This is a genomic window from Specibacter sp. BI4, from assembly GCF_056680095.1.
The window spans coordinates 36330-54300 of record NZ_CM155265.1; the positions used below are offsets into that span (position 1 = coordinate 36330).

A 17971-nucleotide genomic window follows, 5' to 3' on the forward strand; every position below is an offset into this window, starting at 1 on the left:
CGAGCATGGCCATCGAATTCATCACCATGACGCCAGGGGACACCGACGACGTCGTTGCTTTCCTGTCGTCCAACCGGTTCCCCTTTCATGTCCAGTCCGCACCGGACGCCCGCGATATTCACAAACGCATCGAAAACGGGAGGTTCTGGAACGCGGACACCCAGGGCTACTGGGTCCTGAACAGTGGCATGCGCATCGGCTTGGCCGCGCTGGAGGACCTCCAGGAAGACGGTTCCCCGCTTTTTGACCTGCGGCTGGCGGAATCCCATCGGGGCAGGGGCCTTGGCCTGGACGTGCTCCGTGCCCTGTGCAACCTGGTCTTCACGTCCATGCCCGAGGCCATGCGCCTCGAGGGCCAGACGCGGGAAGACAACATCGCGATGCGCAAGACCTTCATCCGTGCCGGCTTCCTGAAGGAGGCCCACTACCGATTGGCCTGGCCAACCGACGACGGCGGCCACCTCGCCTCGATCGCGTATGCGATCCTGCGGCAGGACTGGGAAAGCGGCACTGTCACCGAATTCGAATGGGAAGACATTCACGCCTAAGGCGGGGTCCGTCCACCAGCGCGCATCAGCCGTGGCCGGGATCCCCCACGAGGTGCCGGTTGCGCACCTCAATCAGCTTCTGCAGGTAGCGGGCCAGGACAAGCTTCTCCACCAGCCGCCCCACGGCACCAAACGGAGCCTGGAACTCGATGCGGTCGATCATGGCGGTCCCGCCAGCACCGTCGCTGAACTCGTGGACATGCCGGAACCGCCGGAACGGTCCCTTGACCTGCTCGTCAATGAAATAGTCGGGTGCTTCCATCCGCGTGATCCGGCTCGTCATGCGCAGCGGCACACCGAAATGCCATGCCCGCCACGTCACTTCCTCGCCCAAGGAAATAAGGCCGGAGGTGACACCGCCAACAGCCTGGTCCCGGGAGCGGGCCATCGATTCGGTGTGGGCGTCAATGCTGCGGGCAAGGTCGAACAGCTGAGCTTTGGGGATGCTGGTCCGCGTCGTGCACTCGAAGGAGACTGCCATGGTCAAAGCATCCCAGCCGGCAGGTGCTTCACCCGAATCACCACGGCCCCAACGTGGGGGTGGTGTCCAGCGATCCGCGGCCGGCCAGCCACGCCATCAGCCACCGTCGATCATTGGCTGATCCAATCCGTTCGGGGACGGTGTCGAGCAACACCGGCAGATCCCAGGCCACATATTCATCGGGCCAGTCCGCAGGTGCATAGCCACGACCCAGATCGACATGGTGCATCTCAACTTCGCGCAGCCGGTGGGCCGGGCATCCAGCGACGCCGTAATCCCCGCCGCCAAGAAGGTCTCCATGGGGCCACCCTGCTGCGGAGCACGCGGCGAAGACCTGCTCGAGATCCGCACAACTGCTTTCAAGGTCCGCCATGATCTCCTTGGCCGACCGGCCGGCACCCGCTTCGATCTCTGCGGCGCGCTGGTCCGCACCACTTTCGTACTTGGGAACATCCTCACCTCGAATTGCGCCGGCCAGACGCCTTGCATGTGCATCGGCGTTCCGTGCCAAGTGGGTCAGGACGTGGCCGATGCTCCAGCCGGGAAGGCGGCTCGGCGTCCGGACATCCTCATCCGTCAGCGCCCCAACCCTGCTCAAAAGGCGTGCCTGCGCCTCCGTGCACAGCTGGGAAGCACGTTCTGGATTGTTTTCAAGATTCATGAGGCACGCACCCAGGGCAGTTCCATCCCGCGTGAAGGGGTGATTTCCGTGAAGCCTGCCTGCTCATACAACCGCCTGCCCGGAGGATCGGCGATCAGCGTGATGTAGGGGTTCTCCGGTGCCGTCCCACGGATGTGGGCCACCAACGTGTCCATGACAAGCCTGCCCAGTCCCCTGCCTTGAAATTCCGGCGATGTCGCCATGTCCGCAATGTGAAAGCACCATCCGCCGTCACCGATCACCCTGCCCATGGCCACTGTCCGGCCGCTTGCCAGGTCCCGAACGTGGCAAAAGAACCAGCTTCCTGCGAGTGCCCCGGCACCCTGTTGGCGGGTCTTTTGCGACAGGCCGGCGTCCCTGCGCAAGTCAAGATAATCGTCAAGGGCAGGTGGTTCGTCGATCAATTCAAAGGCAGCCAAGGAGCTCATGGCCCAAGTCTTTCATTATTTCGCCGGCTGAAGGCCGCGTTCCCGCGTTCACCCCGGAACTCTTGTGGCACGATATTGACGTGACCGCCCCACTGAAACTGACCACCAATCGCGAACCCGGGGCTGCCCGCGAGGCCGCCCGGATTTGGGCTCTCGCCAAGGCGCGTCGCGACCAAAACCCCGAACCCGACACCGTTGAGGCAGCACTTCCCGGGATCCTGCGGCGGCTCGAGCTTGCGGGTTCCGGGTTGATTCTGGCCGCCCGGGGTGACAGCTTTGCGGGCTTCACACTATTTGCGCCCCGTGACGAATCGTTGGAAATCTTCTACCTTGCCGTGGCACCGGATGCGTGGGGCAGCGGTGTGGCAGAAGCCCTGCTTGCCAGCGTTGAAAACCACGCCCGGGACATCTCCCGCACAACCGTGGATTTGTGGGTCATCAGCGACAACGAGCGCGCCATCAGCGTCTACAGGCGAGCCGGATTCAGCGACACCGGCCGGCTGCAACACGACGATTCCTCCGGACGAACCGAGCAGCGCATGATCAGGGACCTTGGCCAGCCGGTCCGGCCCCGGTCCATCGGCGTTGGGGCATCAGGACAGCTTTGAAACGTTCACAATGATGACCTGGATTTCCTTGCCACCGTCGTAACGCAGATCGTATCCGACGTCGAAGCCTTTGGCGGAGCCAACTCCAATGGCATAGCTGGACTTGCCGCCCTGATCGCTTCGGGTTTCCTCGACCCAGCGTTCAACGGCCTCCGGATCCAGACCGTATTCATGCACGGCATCCCGCAGCAGTTGCTCATACCCGGCCAGCGTTTCGGCCGTGAGGAAGTAGGTCACGGCTGTCAGTACCGGGCTGGTGTCGGTGGTGAAGAAGCGGACGTGATCCGTTTCCGCTTCGAGGGTTCCGCCGGTGCCCCGGATGCTCAGTCGCAGTTTCTCACCGTCGGTGGCAACCACGTCGGGGCCGTAGGATGAGTCCGGCAGGCCGACGTCGGACTTGGCAATGGTGCCCCCGCGAAAATCCAGCCGCAACGATTTCGAGGCCTTTGCCCTGGCGATCCCCAACTCGTCCAGGGTGGAAAACTCCCCGTTGTCCACCAGCTCCCCTGCTGGAAAACTGGGCGGGCCGCTGGTTCTGCGGACGGTGAATCCGCAGCCGCCAAGCGCTGCCCCAAGCACGACGGCGGCACCCGCCAACATTGCACGGCGGCGGATGAGCGGGCCAAACGAACCGGGCAAGACGCGTCCCTTCGACGGTAGTGGGGCCAGCCTACCCTGCCGACCCGGGCTGGTCTGCCCGGCAGGGAACCGTCGGTACCCTTGAGAGGTGATGAAATCTCCCCTTCCCGTGCGCAATGGCGTCAATGCGACCCGCGTGCGAATACCTGACGAAGGCCCCTGGGCCACGGCCATGGAGTTTGTGCTGGAGAAGTTCGGCCACGTCGACCCGGCCGGCATCGTCGAGAGGTTTGAACGCGGCGAGGTCCGGGCCCTGGACGGGGAAATCGTCACACCCGCCACAACTCTGAACGAACACATGTTCATTTGGTACTACCGCGAACTCCCTGTGGAAAATCGCCTGCCCGTGGAACTGTCCATCCTGCATCAGGATAAAGACCTGGTGGTCGTGGACAAGCCGCACTTTTTGCCCACCACCCCCGGCGGCATGTATGTGCAGGAATCGGCCCTGGTTCGCCTGCGGGTGCTTCTTGAGCTGCCGGATCTTGTCCCGATCCACCGCTTGGACCGCATGACGGCGGGCGTGCTGCTGTTTTCGGCCAATCCGGAAACCCGCGGCAAGTACCAGCTGCTCTTTGAAAAACGGCGCATCGAAAAAACGTACCGGGCCGTCGCACCCGTCCGTGCGGACCTGGAATTGCCGCTGGTGATACGCAGCCGCATGATCAAGTCCCGCACTTATTTGTTGGCGCAGGAAATCGAGGGCGAGCCCAACGCCGAAACACGCGTTGAGCTTATGGACACCCGGGTTGACGCCGGGTCAGGCCAGACGCTGGGCCTGTATGACTTGCAACCGCACACCGGCAAAACGCATCAATTGCGCGTGCACCTGGCCTCACAGGGAATCGGAATCCTCAACGACTCGTTCTACCCGGTGCTGTTTGACCAGGCTCCGGACGATTACACCAAACCCCTGCAGCTGCTGGCCCACAGCATTTCCTTCACGGACCCGCTGACGCGCGAGCCCGTGAAGTACTCCTCAAAATTGGAACTGTCGGAGTTCCCAAACCACCAGTAGGCCTCGACTCGCGGCGACCGGCGCCAGCGGCGGCGCCCTAGAGGCCGATGGCGGCAATCTCCACGACGGCCTTGACGTCAGTGCCGGGGCGATGCCCCGAGGCGAACGCACGAATCTCGGCTGCAACGGCTCGGGCCAGGGCCGGTGAAGGCACCGAACCATCGGTACCGATGCGTACCTTGACTGTCAGCAAGGAACGGCCCTCAATCTCATCTTCGACACACACCACAAATGGCACAGCACCCGCGGAGTCGCCGGAACCCACCAATGCACCCAGCATCTTCGCCGCGGTCAGCCACAACGGATCTGCCGAATACACGGCGCCGACCCCCTCCATCTCCAGCACCCGCTCGCGAATCTGATTTTCAAGGCTCATGGCCGTTCCTCCCCGGTCACATCGGACTCAATCACGCCGCTCATGTCTTCCAGCGGCGGCCGCAGGTCGGTAAACGCCACATGCACTGCCACCACATTCAGTTCAGTGTGCACCAACAGCTCGGCCGACACCGCATCCCGCAATTCCTGCGCCAGCGACGGCAGCGGATACCCGTACCGTGCCGAGACGTTGATGTGCACCTCCACAGGCGCCCCCGCCACACTGACGTCGCCATCGAGACGGCAACGGCCAATCAATACTCCACCGAGTGAGTCGCCAACGGATCGAACCATGGCGATGACGGCCCCCTCGGTCTCGGTCAGCTCGTCCAATGGGCCGCCGCTGAGCGGAATGGCGCGTCCGGCTCGGGTTTCCATCCGCAGGTTTGCCAGCATGCCATCCAACCAGCCGGCACCATCGGCACCTGCGGAAGCCACGTCGTCGACCATTAGATCCAGTGCCGCGGCGCTCAGGCTGCGCAGCCCGGCAAGCCTCGCTTGGCACTGCGGGCAGTGCTCAATGTGCCCCGAATCGGCAGAGACACCGGTGTCGAGATAGTCGCTGAGGTCTTCGATGCGCCGGCCGCAATCGTGCGTGGGGTTCATCGCCATTCCTCCATTTCCTTCACAAGCGTGTTTCGTGCCCTGGCCAGCCGGCCGCGCACGCTGGCGGCGCTGATGCCCAGCGCCCCGGCGATCTCGTCATAGGACTGACCGCCAAATTCCTTCAGGACCCAGCATCGTCGCTGTTCCTCGGGCAGTCGGGCCAAGGCCTGGTTCAAGGCCAAACGTGCCGACCCGGCGACTGCTGCCTGCTCCGGGGTGGGTTTTCGGTCGGCGGGGTCCGCCTGGTCATCGAGGTTGTCGTGGGTTTTGCGGCGCCGGCCGGCGTCAACGGCACGGTGTCCCACTATGCGCATCAGCCAGGCCTTCACGGCGGCCCCGTCCTGCAGCGCCCCGATGTCCTTCCACGCCGTGACCAGCGCTTCCTGGACGACGTCGTCGGCCTCGTCAAAGGAACGGGCCAGCCTTCGGGCGTAGGCGCGCATGAGCGGCCCGTGCCGGCGGGCCAGCGTTTCAAAGGCTGCAACATCGCCGTCGGCGGCCCGTTCGGCCAACATTTGATCGGGAGCGTCGGCGAGCTTGTGTGGCAGGTCTTGCAGTTGTTTCACCGGCTTGCGCCCTTTCGTTTCAAAGCCATGGAAGGCATCTGGCGCTGAGCCTATACGCACCAATGGCCGGCAGGCTGTAAGGGCCTGCCGGCCGGGGTGTTCACGCTACTTGCGGCCCCGAATGGCACCGTAAACTGCGGCCACCACCAGGCCGCCACCAATGGACAGGAGCCAGGTCTTGAGGTTGAAGAACGAGCCAAGATCGGCGTTGAAGATGATCGATCCGAGCCAGCCACCAACCACGGCGCCCACAATGCCCAAGATGATGCTGGTGACCCAGCCGCCACCCACCTTGCCGGGCATGATGGCCTTGACGATGGCCCCGACGATCAAGCCGAGAAGAATGAATCCAAAGAAACCCATGGGTCTCCCCCTTTTTTGTTGTGTTTTTACTTAGTTGCTGAAGCCGTCTTTGATGTCCCTGGCGGCGTCCTTGACCTTTTCGCCGGCCTGCTTGGCCGAAGCGGCTGCCTGATCGGTGCGGCCGTCCTGCTCAAGTCCTGGGTTGTCCAACAGCTTGCCGGCTGCCTCTTTCGCAGAGCCGAGGCCCTTTTCGGCGACATTGCTGATTTTGTCTGTCAGTCCCACGGTGCACTCCTATGGTTGATGTTCACGGGTTGATGGTCACGCCACACGTTCTGTGTGCGCAAATTTGGTGCGTGTTCCGGCCTTGATGCGGACCAACACGGGCAGTTGGCCGCCCAGCAGTTGATCCAGCCCCTCCACGAGATGTTCGACGGCGGTGCTCACCTCGGCGGGCGAGGCACCCTTGCGGACTTGGACACTGATTTTCAGCCCGGTGCCCTCATCGGCTCCCTTGGTTTCCCACGACTGCACCGAGGTGGAGAGAATTTGGGTGTTGCCGGCCAGCGCAGCCTTGATGGCCTGTGCTGCCACCGCCGTGTCCACGGTGGTATTTCCGGCTTTTCCGTCCTGCCGCGCCAATTGGTTGCTCCGGCCGGTGCCTTGGGAAGCAATCCAGCAAACCAACAGCACCGCAAGCAGGACAAGGAGCGCAAGCACCGTGGCCGTCCACCAGCTGGTGTCGGTTCCTGGAATCCGGGCGGCATCCAGCCGTTCCTGGATGCCGGCCCAGGCCGTGGTGCCGGTCGAGGTCCAGCTTTGGGCGAATCCCCTGCTCAACCCGGCAAAGATGGCCATGGCGCCTGCCGCGGCTAATACCAGACCCAGCACCCCCAACAATGCGCGGTTCAGACCACGATTGGTGTTGTTCATGCGCCTGCCTCCCGATGTGTTCCAGTGGAGAGTGTTACGGCCAGCGGCTTGCGGAGCCCGTAGCCACTCATGTCCTGCTCGACTGCGTCCCGGATGGCATTGGTGTCCACGGTCCTGCCCGCGCCGGGGCGGACTGTCACATCAACGCGTTTGCGTCCAACGCGGCTGGCCACTTGTTCAGGGGCCAGCCTGGCTGCCGTGCGGGCTGCCCGGGAAATGGCTGACGCCAAAACTTCACTGTCAACCACGACGGCGGAGCGTGAGTTTTCGAGAATGTGCCGCGGCTTGGTGCCGGGCAGGATCGCGGCACCAAGGAGGGCGATGCCCACGATTGCCGCCGCTGCGCCGGCAGCGATGAGAACCCAAGGGATCGTAGCCGTCCCCAGCGAGGCTGTCCTGGCGGCCAACTCAGCGGGGGATGTCAACAACGGTGAATTTCCCGTCACTGACAACACCAGCTCGCCCCCCAGCCAAATGATGGCAGCAAGCAGCACCGAGGCGCCCACAATCGACAAGGCCGCCCGGCTGGAGCGTACTTCCCGCAGGTTTAGTCTTTTGATCAACTGTGGATCTGTTGCCTGCGCACTTCTCATTGGACCCTCCCTGCGGTTGCTTGTTTCCCGTCGTGGATTCCGGTGAACCGGACATCCACACGGTTTACGGTTGTTCCCGCGAGTTCACGGAGGCGCTCTGCCACCACCGTCTTGGCTGCGGCCGCACGCTCAAACAAGGTACCGGCATTGTCCATCCGAATGTTCTTGCGAGGAAGTTCCGCCATAAGTGTCAAGGCCACGGGAACGGAGAGGGAGACGCTAACTTGCCCCTGCTCATCGTGAATCCCGGCCCGGACATCCCGGAGCGGAACATTGAAGGCCTCGGCGGCGATGGCTGCGATCAGCTGGTGTATGGTGCCGGAGGAAACGCTGGTGTATCCGGCACGCGCGGTTGACTGGTTTTGCAGTTTGGCTTCCCGTTCAAATCCCAGCGTGCCGGAGCTCATGACGAGGTGCGCCTGCCGCGCAGGGCATCGAGGACACCGCGCAGATCCAGCCTGCCGTCAATGTTCCGTCCCACCACTGCGCCCACGGCCATAAACAACGCCACGAGCAGCATGGCCCAGAAGCCGAACGCCAAGGCCGAGATGGCCAGCGTTGCCGCTACAGCCGTTCCAGCCATGGTGGCACTCATGAAACGCGGGTTTCGCGCTTGCCGCCCTGGTCATCGTTCCGCTGCGTCGCTGCGGGCTTCTCCTCCGACTCCTCGGAGGCGATGTGGATGTCGGTGATGGAGACGTTAACCTCTGTCACTTCCATGCCCACTACATCTTCGACGGCCGCGTAAATGGCGTCGCGGACATCGTCGGCCACCTTCTGCAGGGGATGCGGGTATTCCACCACGAGGGTCACGTCCACGGCCACCTGTGTCTGGCCAACTTCAACGCTTACGCCCTGGGTGAGGTCTTTCTGTCCCACGGCTTCCCGGATGCTTCCCAGTGCACGTGCCGCTCCGCCGCCCAGGGCGTACACGCCCGGGATGTCCTGAGCTGCGATGCCGGCGACCTTGGCAACAACTCCCTCTGCCACGGTGGTGGTGCCGCGGCTCGTGACCGTCTGCTTTGCCGGTGCGTTGTTGGTGGCGCCCTGGTTCTTGATCTGAGGCTGAGTAGTCAAAATAATCACTCCCGAAGGTATTCGTGTAGATACTTTTCCAGCTCGGCACCTGTTTGGCGCCTACACAGATAAGGCGTACTGGCCGGTAGATTCGTCACGGTCAACAGTGCGTGATCTGCATCACACCTGAATTTGGCCTGTGCCGGTGGCGGGAAAAGACCGCCGGTTAGAGCGTGAGCCACTTTCCTGCCGAACGGCGGAAGGTGCGCAGCACACCTGTGGTGGCCACTTCGTTGACTCCGTGGGCCATCGAGACGGCGGCATTGCGCGCACACTGGTTTTCGGCGTCGTACTCGCTGGCCTCAACCATGAACCGGACCGTGATGCGCGGTGAACCGGCCACAATGTCCAGCTGGTTGGCCTCAACCACATGGACGGACCCCACGGTGGCAACGGCGGCGTCCATGACTTCTTCGGGGGCGTGGCCGGGGCGCAGGCCGGTGATTTGGATGGTGGCACGGAACGAAGGCATGTCTCCAGCCTATTGGGAACGGGCCCCACACAAAAAAAGGACGGTGTTTGCGCAATGAGCCACCGATATGGCTGTGGCTCATTGCGCAAACACCGTCTTTTTTCACCGCGGGAGGCGCGGATGGGCGCGGGAGGGCCCTGTTGGGGACTACCCCGTGTTGCGCAGGCCCGCGGCCACACCGTTGATGGTGATGAGCATGGCGCGCTGCAACCGCTCATCCACGTCGGCCTTGGTGATGTCGGCTTCCCGGACCCGGCGCAACAGTTCAACCTGCAGGTAGGAAATCGGGTCAAGGTACTGGTCGCGGACATTCAGTGAGCGCTTGAGCAGCGGCTGGTTGTCCAGCAGTTCGGCCTCGCCTGTCAGGAGCTGGATTTCGGCAACCGTGAGTTCGTATTCGGCGCGGATCGTGGCGAACAGGTGGCGCAGCGGTTCGGGAACCAGGGTGGCCACGTAGTGCGCGGCAATGGCCATGTCCGTCTTGGCCAGTGTCATTTCCACGTTGGAGATGGTGGAGGAGAAGAAGTGCCAGTTTTCCAGCATTTCCTTCAGCTCGGCACTGTGGCCGGCCTCGCGGGCAGCCTTCAGGCCGGAGCCGACGCCGAACCAGCCGGGCACGATCTGCCGCGACTGGGTCCAGCCGAACACCCACGGGATGGCGCGCAGGCCGCCCAGGCCGGCGCCGGAGTCCGGACGCTTTGACGGGCGTGAACCAATGTTCAGCGAGCCCAGCTGTTCCACGGGCGTGGACGCCAGGAAGTAGGCCGGCAGGTCGTCGTGGTCGATCAGGGTCCGGTAACTGCCGAAGGCGGCGTCGGACATGACCTCCATGATTTTCCCGAAGCGGCCCAGGTCGTCCTCGGAGTGGCGCGGCGCCTGGTGCAGTGCGGAGCCCTGCATGACGGCGGCCAGCGACAGTTCCAGGTTTTCGCGGGCAAGTTCGGGCAGGGAGTACTTGTCGGAGATGACCTCGCCCTGTTCGGTGAACTTGATGGCACCTTCCAGGACGCCGTTGGGCTGAGCCATGATGGCGTCGTAGGTGGGTCCGCCACCGCGGCCCACGGAGCCTCCGCGGCCATGGAACATGCGCACGTTCACGCCGTGCTTTACGGCGACGTCGCGCAGCTTGCGCTGGGTCTTGTGGATTTCCCATTGCGAGGTCAGCACGCCGGATTCCTTGTTGGAGTCCGAGTAGCCGAGCATGATTTCCTGCACGTTTCCGCGCAGGCGCACCAGCTCGCGGTAAGACGGGTCCGAGAGCAGCTGGTCAACGATCTCGGCGGAGGCGCGCAGCTCGTCAACGGTTTCCAGCAGCGGGGCAAAGCCGATCTTGGCGTAGCGGTTCTCGCCGGTGAGCTGGACGAGTCCTGCCTCGCGGGCCAGCACGGCGGGGGCCAGGACGTCGTCGGCGCCGCGGGTCATGGAGATGATGTACGTTTCGATGACATCCGGGCCGTACGTGCGCAAGGCGCGGCGCACCACACGGAAGACGTCGTACGTGCCGTTGGCCGCGCCGTCGAGCTTAATGGGGTGGCCTGACAGTGGACGCTGGCTCGCAAGTTCGGTGCCCAGCACGGCCAGGCGCTCGGCCCGTTCCAGCTCGGCGTACGGCTTGCCCAGCTCGCCCACGCGGTCCAGGAGCTGCCCGACGGCGTCATGGTGGTGGTCGGCGTGTTCGCGGATGTCAAGGGTGGCCAGGTGCAGGCCGAAGGAGGAGATGGCGCGGCGCACCGAGGCGAGCGCGCCGTCGGCCACCAGCGCGGCGGAGTTGTTGCGCAGCGAGGACTCCAGCAATTCCAGGTCCGCGGTGAGCTCGGAGGTGGCACTGTAGTCGCGGCCGTGCTCGTGGTAGGCGTCGGCGGCCACACGCTTCTGGGTGTTGATCAGCTTGGCCTTGATGCAGGTCAGCTTCAGGCGGTAGGGCTCATCGGCGTTGATTTCCAGGACGCGCGGGTCAAGCGCGGGCAGGTTCGCCAGGTCGACGGCGATGGAATCGGTCAGCGCCGCATCCGCACCAGAGAGGGCGCTGGAGTTGGAGAGGACGCTCAGCAGCTCATCGATCAGGGACAGCGAGATCTTCACGGCGTTCTGGTTCTGCAGGATCAGGACTTCGCGTGTCACCTCGGAGGTCACGTTCGGGTTGCCGTCACGGTCGCCACCGATCCAGGAGCCAAAGCGCAGCGGGGCGGCGTCGGCAGGCAGGGTGACGCCTTGCTCGCCGAGGAGGTCGCTGAGTTCTGTCAGCACCTCCGGCATGGCGTCGGTGAGGATGTTGCGCAGATAGTAAATGGCGTTGCGGGCCTCATCCATGGGGGTGGGGCTGACCTTGCGCAGCTCATCCGTCTGCCACATTTGGTCAATGATTTCGGCCAGTTTGCGGTCCTGGCGGGCCCGGGCGCTGCTGCCCTCCTCGGACGGAGTGGCCAGGATGTCGGAAAGCTTGCGGATCTTGTCCAGCACCGAACGGCGCGATGCCTCGGTGGGGTGGGCGGTGAAGATTGGGCGCACATCGAGCTCGTTGACGACCTTCTGCAACGCCTCGGTGCCGGCCTGTTCGGCGATTTCGGTGACGGCCTTGGCCAGCCAACCGTCCTTCTCCGGACGTGAGCGGAGACTGCGCACACGGTGCACCTGCTCGGCGGCGTTGGCCAGGTGGAAGTAGAACGCGAAGGCGCGGACCAGGTCGGTCGCCTGCTCGAGCGGCAGGGAGGCGAGGACTTCACGGACCTGCTCTGCGACGTCGTTCGCGCTCCAGGGGCCGGTGCCGGTCTCGCCGCGGGCGGCTTCCTTGGATTCCTTGGTCAACAGGCGGACCTGCTCCACCATGGCGAGCAGCTCGGGCCCGTGCTGGCGGACGAGGGATTCGCCCAACAGGGTGCTGACGCGGCGCACGTCACGGCGCAGGTCGGTGTCCTGCTGCGGGTCTTGTGCGCCAGCTTCGGCGGTTGTTGGCAAGTCTGAGCTCATGAGTCAGCGTCCTTACGGTCTGTGAATCTGGGGTGCTCGTATGCGGCGTTGAATACGGTTTGGCCCAAGACAGGGCCTTCTGGATCCTACGTGCCGGTAGGGAGCCGGAGCCAATCCGTCTCAGATGTTGACGGGCTTATTCGGCGGCGTACAGGGCATGAATTTTCTCCCAGCAGGGGTAAAAATCGTCCCACCAGTGCTGCCAATCAACACTTTTGCCGTCCAGCGCTTCCTGCAAATGGTCAAGGTGGACGTGCCAGCCGGCCAGCGACATCAGGACCACTTCGGCCGGCACGGCGACTGTATTGCGGAACAGCAGCCGGGTGCCGTCGCCGTCCGGTTCCAGTTCGATCCGGATCCGGCCGTGCATGGAGTTGGAGATTTCCAGCAGCTTCGGCGTCTCCGCCTCGATGACGCGCCCGTACCACCAGTCGGTCTCAATGCCGTGGCCCTCGTCCTTGACGTTGAGCCACTTCAGGTCGAAGGAGGAACCCGTCGTGGCATTGCCGCGTACCTTGGCCCACCACATTTCCGTCTTGTCCGGGTCGGTCAGCATGGTCCAGACGGTCTCGGGTGCTGCTGCGTAGTGGCGGGTGAACACCAGTTCCGTGCGTTCCTCATCCACGGCGGCGAAGGTGCCCAGCGGGAAGCGTGTCATGTCCTTGTTGAACCCTGCATTTGATGCGTTCGACGAGCTCGCCGGATTCGATGTGTTTGTTGCCATGGCCCCATTCTTTCACCAGTTGGTGAAGCCGGTCCCGGCGCGGCCTTGGAATACGCGCCCAGCCGAAATTGTTGTCGCTGGTGTGGATCTTCCGCACAGCCAGCAATCCGCACAGCCAGCAAGGAGCAGCATGAGCACCAACACCGCCGAACTCGACCGCCTCACCCAGCGCTGGGACCGTTTCCGCACCGGCCGAAACACCTCACTGGCCACCGAGCACGGCTGGCTCACCCTGACCTCCTTCCAGTGGTTGACGGCCACCCCTTCCACACTGGCCGGCGTCCCCGGCCTGTGGAGTTTTGACGGCACGACGGCGTCACTCACCGCCGCTGCCGGCGATCACCTCACGCTGGTTTCCAATGGGCGTCCCGTGGTTGGCACCATCACGGCCCGGCTTGCCGACGAAGAATCCCTGACATGGGTTTCCCATGGGTCGGTGGTGGTTGAGCTTGGCATGCGCGCCAACCGCTACATGATCCGCACCCGCGACTCCCACTCGCCCACGCTGGCATCCTTCGCAGGTGTGCCGGTGTTTGAGTACGATCCCGCACTCGCAGTGGCAGGCACCTTCACCCTCTATGCGGAAACCCGAACCGAAATCATCGAGACGGCCAATCCTGAGATTCCGGGCGTGGCAGTGCTGGTGGGCGAGGTGTCCTTTGACCTGGATGGCAGCAGCTACACACTTTCCGCAGAGGAAGGTGCCCTCGGCTCGCTGGTCGTCACTTTCCACGATGCCAGCAACGAGGTCTCCAGCTCGCATTGGCGCAAGCTGGAACTTACCAAACCCCGTCCCGACGGCTCCGTGGTGGTCGACTTCAATCGGGCCATCAACTACCCCAGCGCCTTCACCGACTACGGCACCTGCCCGGCACCGTCCGCCGGCAACACCCTGCCCGTGTCGATTGAGGCCGGCGAGCGCGACCCGCGCAAGTAGCCTCCCCTCCGCGAACTCATACGCACCACTGTCCTCGAGTGGTGCGCATGAGCACCCCAACGCATAACTCACGATGAGTGGTGCGTATGTGTTCACTGCAGCAAAACCATGCGCTCCACTCGTGCTGAGTTCTGCGCATACGTTCGTCCTGGTTTTCCCATGGCCGGGCTACACGATCGCCGAGACCCCTGTGATGGCCCGGCCGGCGATGAGCGTGTTGATCTCGTGCGATCCCTCGTAGGTATAGATGGCCTCGGCATCGGCAAAGACCTTGGCCATGCCGAAGTCGCTCACGATGCCGTTGCCGCCCAGGATCGAGCGCCCCAGGGCCACGGTTTCACGCATGGCGGCCGTGGTGTGCGCCTTGGCCAGCGCCACCTGCGCCATGGACGGGCGCAGCTGTCCCGCAGAGGCAGCACCGCCGTCCACCGACGCGTCCTGCAAACCCGCAATGCGCACCATCATGGCCAGTGAGGCCGTGGCATTCCCCAGCATTGTCACCAGCTGGGACTGGATCATCTGGAAGGCGGCGATCGGCCGGCCGAACTGCTGGCGTTCCACGGCGTAGGCGCGGGCAATGTCAAAGGCGGCCAGCTGCTGTCCCACAGCCTGCCAGGCCACCGAAATGCGTGATCCCAGCAGCAGCTGGTTCGTGTCCTCAAAGGAATTCACCGAGGCAATCCGGTCAGCCTCCGGAACACGCACATCCGTCAGGGTGATGTGCGCGTTCTGGACCGTCCGCAGCGCAATCTTGTTTTCAATCTTCGCCCGGGACACCCCGGGCAGGTTTGCATCCAGGAAGAAGCCGCGCACCTGCCCCGTTTCGGCATCCCTGGCCCAGAGCAGCATCCGATCGCAGAACGTCCCGTTGCCAATCCAGCGCTTGGCGCCGTTGAGCACCCAGTGGGTCCCGCCGTCGTCCGTCACACGCAAGGCGGTGGTGGCCATGCCTCCGGCCACGTCGCTGCCATGGTCGGGCTCGGTGAGGGCGAAGGCGCCGGTGGTCCGCAGCGCCACGGCGTCGGCGAGCAGGCGCTCCTGCTGTTCGGCCGAGCCGAAGTCGATGAGCGCCTGGACGAACAGGTCGTGGTGGACGAGGAAGAACGTGGCAAGGGACGTGTCCACACGGGTCATCTCCGCGACCACGAGCCCGGTAAACAGGTGGCTGTAGCGGCGGCGGTCCGGGGCTGCGAGGTCCAGCGCGGCGATCTTGGGCAGGATGTGGGCCGGGAACTCGGCGTCGTTCCACCAGCCGACGGCAAAAGGGGCCACCTCGGCAGCCAAAAAAGCCCGCAGCTCCGCCAGCTTGGCCAGCTCGGCGGCACTGAGCAGCGCCTCAAAATCGTAAAAGTCCGCGGCGGGCAGCTCCCCCACAGGTCTCATTTGGGTGACATCCGGATGGCGCCGTCGAGCCTGATGGTCTCGCCGTTGAGCATCGCGTTGGCAACAATGTGCTCCACGAGAGCCGCGTACTCCGCCGGCTTGCCCAGCCGGGAGGGGTGCGGGACCTGCTGGCCCAGCGAATCCTGCGCGGCCTGCGGCAGCCCGGCGAGCATGGGTGTTTCAAAGATGCCCGGCGCAATCGTCATGACCCTGATCTGCGAACGCGCCAGCTCCCGCGCGATGGGCAGCGTCATGGCGGCCACGGCACCCTTCGACGCCGCATACGCAGGCTGGCCGATCTGCCCGTCAAAGGCCGCCACGGACGCCGTGTTCACAATGACGCCGCGCTCCGGCCCGTACTCGCCTGCCAGCGGTTCGGCGGCGGCCATCGCCTCGGCACACAGCCGCAGCACGTTGAAGGTTCCCACGAGGTTGATCTGGATGACGCGGTTGAACTGCTCCAGCGGCAGCACGCCCTCGCGCCCCAACACCTTCCCGGGAGTTGCCACACCGGCACAGTTCACCACGATCCGCAGCGTCCCCAACCCGGCAGCGGCGGCAATCGCGGCACGCAGCTGGGCCTCGTCTGTCACGTCGGCCGGAGCAAAGACGGCCCGCTCCCCCAGTTCCGCCGACAGCTCGGCACCGTGTGAGCTGGGCAGATCAACAAGCACGACGGCGGCTCCCGCAGCATGCAGGCGCCGCGCCGTTGCGGCCCCCAGCCCGGATGCGCCTCCGGTGATGAGTGCGACAGTTCCATTGTTGGATATTTCCATGGTTCCTCCTCGTTGAGGTGGCTCGGCCCGGCGGCCGGGCGGAAGAAGTTGCGTTAATGCATACTAACCAAAATTCGGGGCAGGTGGGCTCGCTCGGGAATGGTGGCGGCAGGGGTGCCGGACAGGATGATGGGCGGGCGGGGACAGTACGCTTGATGCCATGACAGCTCTCGACGCACACGCCGGATCACAGCACCCGGACGGCAGCTGGACCATGCTCGCCGAAGCGGCTGCGGCGGACGTGAATGCCCGCTTCGGCCACCCGTTGATGGGCCTGCCGGGAACCTGGATCGGCGCCCTGCAGTCAGACGCCGCCGGCACTCCCCCTGCCTCCCGCCGCAGGCGGCGATCAGACACCCGACAACGGCCATGGTCCGAATGGCACTACTGGTGGCAGTCGCACTACCTCGACTCCATCATTGACGCCGGATTCCTGGCACTGGTACAGGGCGACCGGGTCGTTGCCCGCAGGGAACTGCGCCGGGCCCGGCAGCACCTCCGGGGCATCATGATCCGCAACTTTGGCCTCTTCCCCAACTATTACTACGACGACATGGCGTGGCTCGCGCTCGCAGCCGCCCGGCTCAACAAACTCTCGTTGCGGCTGGAGGCCCGGTCCTCACGACTGGCCCTGCACGCCGTCCAATCCCTGACAAGGCAGCTGCACGGCGCCCATGACTCGGTACTGGGCGGCGGCATTTATTGGTCCCGCAAGCGCGATTTCAAGAACACCCCCGCCAATGGCCCGGCCGCCCTGCACTTTGCGCGTGACGGCGATCCGGAGGCCGCCCGGGCGATCGCCGGCTGGTTGCGCGCCGAGCTCTTCGACCCGGCAACAGGGCTCTACCTTGACGGCGTCCACCCGTCCGCCACCGGCCGCGACGTTGAACGCACCATCTACACCTACAACCAGGGCCCCATTCTCGCCGCGCTCCTGACGCTCGGCCGGCCGCAGGACCTTGCCGACGCCGTCGCACTGATCGACGCCGTCAGCAGCCACCTCCACACGCCGGGTCACGGTCTGCGCCTTGAGCCGGGCGGCGACGGCAGCCTCTTCACCGGGATCCTCTGCCGCTACCTGGCCCTCGCCGCTTCGGACCCGCGACTGCCGGCTCAGAGCCGGGACACGGCGTCGACCATGGTCACCGAAACTGCGGCCCGGCTCGACGGACAACCACCCACCCAGCTTTCCGCGGCGGTGCAGCGCTGGACGGTTCTCTCAGCGGCCGCCTCCCTTTAGGCGCGCAAAAGGTCGGAGGCTACGGCCGGCGTTTTTGCGGGTGCGGTGTCTGCCCCTCCTCGAGCATCTGCACGAATCCGGCGATCTTTGCCGTCCGGACGGCCGGGGTCTTGACCGAGGTGGTGCGGTAAATCAAGGCATAGCGGTTGACCGAGGTGAGCACGTCGAACATGGCCTGCGCCGCCGGGCTGGCAGCAATTGCGGCGGCAAGATCCTCCGGCACCTCGACACTGGCTTGTCCGGAGTACGCAGCCTCCCAGCGCCCGTCGGCCTTCGCGGCGTCCGCAACTGCCACCCCGGCCGGCTGCATGAGGCCCGCCGCCACGAGCCGCTCGTAATGTCCCACATTGATCTTGGACCACTTGCTGGCCCTGGTCCGGGGCGTAAAACGCCGTAGGTGGCTGCCGTCGTCGCGCTTGCCGGCGACACCATCGATCCAGCCGAAACACAGCGCGTCATCCAGGGCGCCCGCATAGTTCAGCTCCGTCACATTCCCGCCCTTCTTGTGCAGCACCAACCGCACGCCCGGACTCGATGCATGGTGTTCGGCCAGCCAGGCACGCCATGCAGCAGCGTCCGGGACCAGGAGTTCAGGAAGTTCAGCCATGCCTCAACAGTAATATTGGGAACAGCCAG

The 17971-nt window shown here is 64.5% G+C and carries 25 protein-coding genes; 5 read left to right on the forward strand and 20 right to left on the reverse strand.

The window, feature by feature from the left end; genetic code table 11:
* Nucleotides 1–5 precede the first annotated feature (5 nt).
* Nucleotides 6–548, forward strand: coding sequence for a GNAT family N-acetyltransferase (locus AC1L6K_RS00215; protein ID WP_480950747.1), 543 nt, complete (start codon nt 6–8; stop codon nt 546–548).
* Between the two features lie 25 nt (nt 549–573).
* Here the strand turns inward: AC1L6K_RS00215 and AC1L6K_RS00220 are convergent, their stop codons facing one another.
* The 3 genes from AC1L6K_RS00220 to AC1L6K_RS00230 are packed head-to-tail and all read right to left on the reverse strand — an operon-like array spanning nt 574 to nt 2118.
* Nucleotides 574–1029, reverse strand: coding sequence for an SRPBCC family protein (locus tag AC1L6K_RS00220; RefSeq protein WP_480950748.1), 456 nt, complete (start codon nt 1027–1029; stop codon nt 574–576).
* Between the two features lie 37 nt (nt 1030–1066).
* On the reverse strand, nt 1067–1690 hold the full coding sequence (locus AC1L6K_RS00225) for a maleylpyruvate isomerase N-terminal domain-containing protein (RefSeq protein WP_480950749.1): 624 nt from the start codon (nt 1688–1690) through the stop codon (nt 1067–1069).
* On the reverse strand, nt 1687–2118 hold the full coding sequence (locus AC1L6K_RS00230) for a GNAT family N-acetyltransferase (protein WP_480950750.1): 432 nt from the start codon (nt 2116–2118) through the stop codon (nt 1687–1689). The genes AC1L6K_RS00225 and AC1L6K_RS00230 overlap by 4 nt, the downstream gene beginning before the upstream one ends.
* An 80-nt stretch (nt 2119–2198) precedes the next feature.
* On the opposite strand from AC1L6K_RS00230, the gene AC1L6K_RS00235 reads away from it, so the two are divergent.
* Nucleotides 2199–2726, forward strand: a complete 528-nt coding sequence (locus AC1L6K_RS00235) for a GNAT family N-acetyltransferase (protein ID WP_480950751.1) — start codon at nt 2199–2201, stop codon at nt 2724–2726.
* On the opposite strand, the gene AC1L6K_RS00240 is transcribed toward AC1L6K_RS00235, so the two are convergent.
* The gene (locus tag AC1L6K_RS00240) at nt 2712–3365 is read right to left on the reverse strand and encodes a hypothetical protein (protein WP_480950752.1); all 654 of its coding nucleotides are present in this window, start codon (nt 3363–3365) and stop codon (nt 2712–2714) included. The genes AC1L6K_RS00235 and AC1L6K_RS00240 overlap by 15 nt on opposite strands.
* 91 nt (nt 3366–3456) lie before the next feature.
* On the opposite strand from AC1L6K_RS00240, the gene AC1L6K_RS00245 reads away from it, so the two are divergent.
* Nucleotides 3457–4383, forward strand: coding sequence for a pseudouridine synthase (locus AC1L6K_RS00245; protein ID WP_480950753.1), 927 nt, complete (start codon nt 3457–3459; stop codon nt 4381–4383).
* A 37-nt stretch (nt 4384–4420) separates the two neighbouring features.
* Here the strand turns inward: AC1L6K_RS00245 and AC1L6K_RS00250 are convergent, their stop codons facing one another.
* From AC1L6K_RS00250 to AC1L6K_RS00310, 13 genes are all read right to left on the reverse strand, one after another.
* On the reverse strand, nt 4421–4759 hold the full coding sequence (locus AC1L6K_RS00250) for a hypothetical protein (protein ID WP_480950754.1): 339 nt from the start codon (nt 4757–4759) through the stop codon (nt 4421–4423).
* Nucleotides 4756–5370: an Asp23/Gls24 family envelope stress response protein gene (locus AC1L6K_RS00255; protein WP_480950755.1), complete on the reverse strand. Its 615-nt coding sequence runs from the start codon at nt 5368–5370 to the stop codon at nt 4756–4758. Before AC1L6K_RS00255 ends, AC1L6K_RS00250 begins: the two co-directional genes overlap by 4 nt.
* Entirely contained in the window at nt 5361–5879 is a 519-nt protein-coding gene (locus AC1L6K_RS00260; protein ID WP_480952659.1) for an RNA polymerase sigma factor, read from the reverse strand. The genes AC1L6K_RS00255 and AC1L6K_RS00260 overlap by 10 nt, the downstream gene beginning before the upstream one ends.
* Nucleotides 5880–6035: 156 nt before the next feature.
* Nucleotides 6036–6293 carry a GlsB/YeaQ/YmgE family stress response membrane protein gene (locus AC1L6K_RS00265; RefSeq protein WP_480950756.1) on the reverse strand — a complete coding sequence of 86 codons (258 nt, stop codon included), beginning with the start codon at nt 6291–6293 and terminating at the stop codon, nt 6036–6038.
* Between the two features lie 30 nt (nt 6294–6323).
* Nucleotides 6324–6518 (reverse strand): CsbD family protein, encoded by a 195-nt coding sequence (locus AC1L6K_RS00270; protein WP_480950757.1) that lies wholly within the window; start codon nt 6516–6518, stop codon nt 6324–6326.
* Between the two features lie 36 nt (nt 6519–6554).
* Nucleotides 6555–7166, reverse strand: coding sequence for a hypothetical protein (locus AC1L6K_RS00275; RefSeq protein ID WP_480950758.1), 612 nt, complete (start codon nt 7164–7166; stop codon nt 6555–6557).
* Nucleotides 7163–7759, reverse strand: a complete 597-nt coding sequence (locus tag AC1L6K_RS00280) for a hypothetical protein (RefSeq protein ID WP_480950759.1) — start codon at nt 7757–7759, stop codon at nt 7163–7165. Before AC1L6K_RS00280 ends, AC1L6K_RS00275 begins: the two co-directional genes overlap by 4 nt.
* Complete coding sequence (locus tag AC1L6K_RS00285; RefSeq protein WP_480950760.1) at nt 7756–8166, reverse strand: hypothetical protein; 411 nt, start codon at nt 8164–8166, stop codon at nt 7756–7758. The genes AC1L6K_RS00280 and AC1L6K_RS00285 overlap by 4 nt, the downstream gene beginning before the upstream one ends.
* Entirely contained in the window at nt 8163–8354 is a 192-nt protein-coding gene (locus AC1L6K_RS00290) for a DUF2273 domain-containing protein (RefSeq protein WP_480950761.1), read from the reverse strand. The genes AC1L6K_RS00285 and AC1L6K_RS00290 overlap by 4 nt, the downstream gene beginning before the upstream one ends.
* Entirely contained in the window at nt 8351–8818 is a 468-nt protein-coding gene (locus tag AC1L6K_RS00295) for an Asp23/Gls24 family envelope stress response protein (RefSeq protein WP_480952660.1), read from the reverse strand. Before AC1L6K_RS00295 ends, AC1L6K_RS00290 begins: the two co-directional genes overlap by 4 nt.
* Before the next feature lie 184 nt (nt 8819–9002).
* Nucleotides 9003–9308 carry a hypothetical protein gene (locus AC1L6K_RS00300; RefSeq protein WP_480950762.1) on the reverse strand — a complete coding sequence of 102 codons (306 nt, stop codon included), beginning with the start codon at nt 9306–9308 and terminating at the stop codon, nt 9003–9005.
* 147 nt (nt 9309–9455) lie between these two features.
* Nucleotides 9456–12275 carry a phosphoenolpyruvate carboxylase gene (gene ppc, locus AC1L6K_RS00305; RefSeq protein WP_480950763.1) on the reverse strand — a complete coding sequence of 940 codons (2820 nt, stop codon included), beginning with the start codon at nt 12273–12275 and terminating at the stop codon, nt 9456–9458.
* 136 nt (nt 12276–12411) lie between these two features.
* A complete protein-coding gene (locus AC1L6K_RS00310) occupies nt 12412–12999 on the reverse strand; it encodes an SRPBCC domain-containing protein (RefSeq protein ID WP_480950764.1) in 588 nt (195 codons plus the stop codon).
* A 130-nt stretch (nt 13000–13129) separates the two neighbouring features.
* Here AC1L6K_RS00310 and AC1L6K_RS00315 point away from each other — a divergent pair, with 130 nt between their 5' ends.
* Entirely contained in the window at nt 13130–13936 is an 807-nt protein-coding gene (locus AC1L6K_RS00315) for a DUF1684 domain-containing protein (RefSeq protein WP_480950765.1), read from the forward strand.
* A 168-nt stretch (nt 13937–14104) separates the two neighbouring features.
* Here AC1L6K_RS00315 and AC1L6K_RS00320 read toward each other — a convergent pair whose 3' ends face one another.
* Both AC1L6K_RS00320 and AC1L6K_RS00325 read right to left on the reverse strand, forming a co-directional pair.
* Nucleotides 14105–15319 carry an acyl-CoA dehydrogenase family protein gene (locus AC1L6K_RS00320; protein ID WP_480950766.1) on the reverse strand — a complete coding sequence of 405 codons (1215 nt, stop codon included), beginning with the start codon at nt 15317–15319 and terminating at the stop codon, nt 14105–14107.
* Complete coding sequence (locus AC1L6K_RS00325; protein ID WP_480950767.1) at nt 15316–16095, reverse strand: SDR family NAD(P)-dependent oxidoreductase; 780 nt, start codon at nt 16093–16095, stop codon at nt 15316–15318. Before AC1L6K_RS00325 ends, AC1L6K_RS00320 begins: the two co-directional genes overlap by 4 nt.
* A 160-nt stretch (nt 16096–16255) precedes the next feature.
* Here AC1L6K_RS00325 and AC1L6K_RS00330 point away from each other — a divergent pair, with 160 nt between their 5' ends.
* Nucleotides 16256–17335 carry a glycoside hydrolase family 76 protein gene (locus tag AC1L6K_RS00330; RefSeq protein ID WP_480950768.1) on the forward strand — a complete coding sequence of 360 codons (1080 nt, stop codon included), beginning with the start codon at nt 16256–16258 and terminating at the stop codon, nt 17333–17335.
* A gap of 19 nt (nt 17336–17354) precedes the next feature.
* On the opposite strand, the gene AC1L6K_RS00335 is transcribed toward AC1L6K_RS00330, so the two are convergent.
* On the reverse strand, nt 17355–17942 hold the full coding sequence (locus tag AC1L6K_RS00335) for a YdeI/OmpD-associated family protein (protein WP_480950769.1): 588 nt from the start codon (nt 17940–17942) through the stop codon (nt 17355–17357).
* Between the last annotated feature and the right edge of the window lie 29 nt (nt 17943–17971).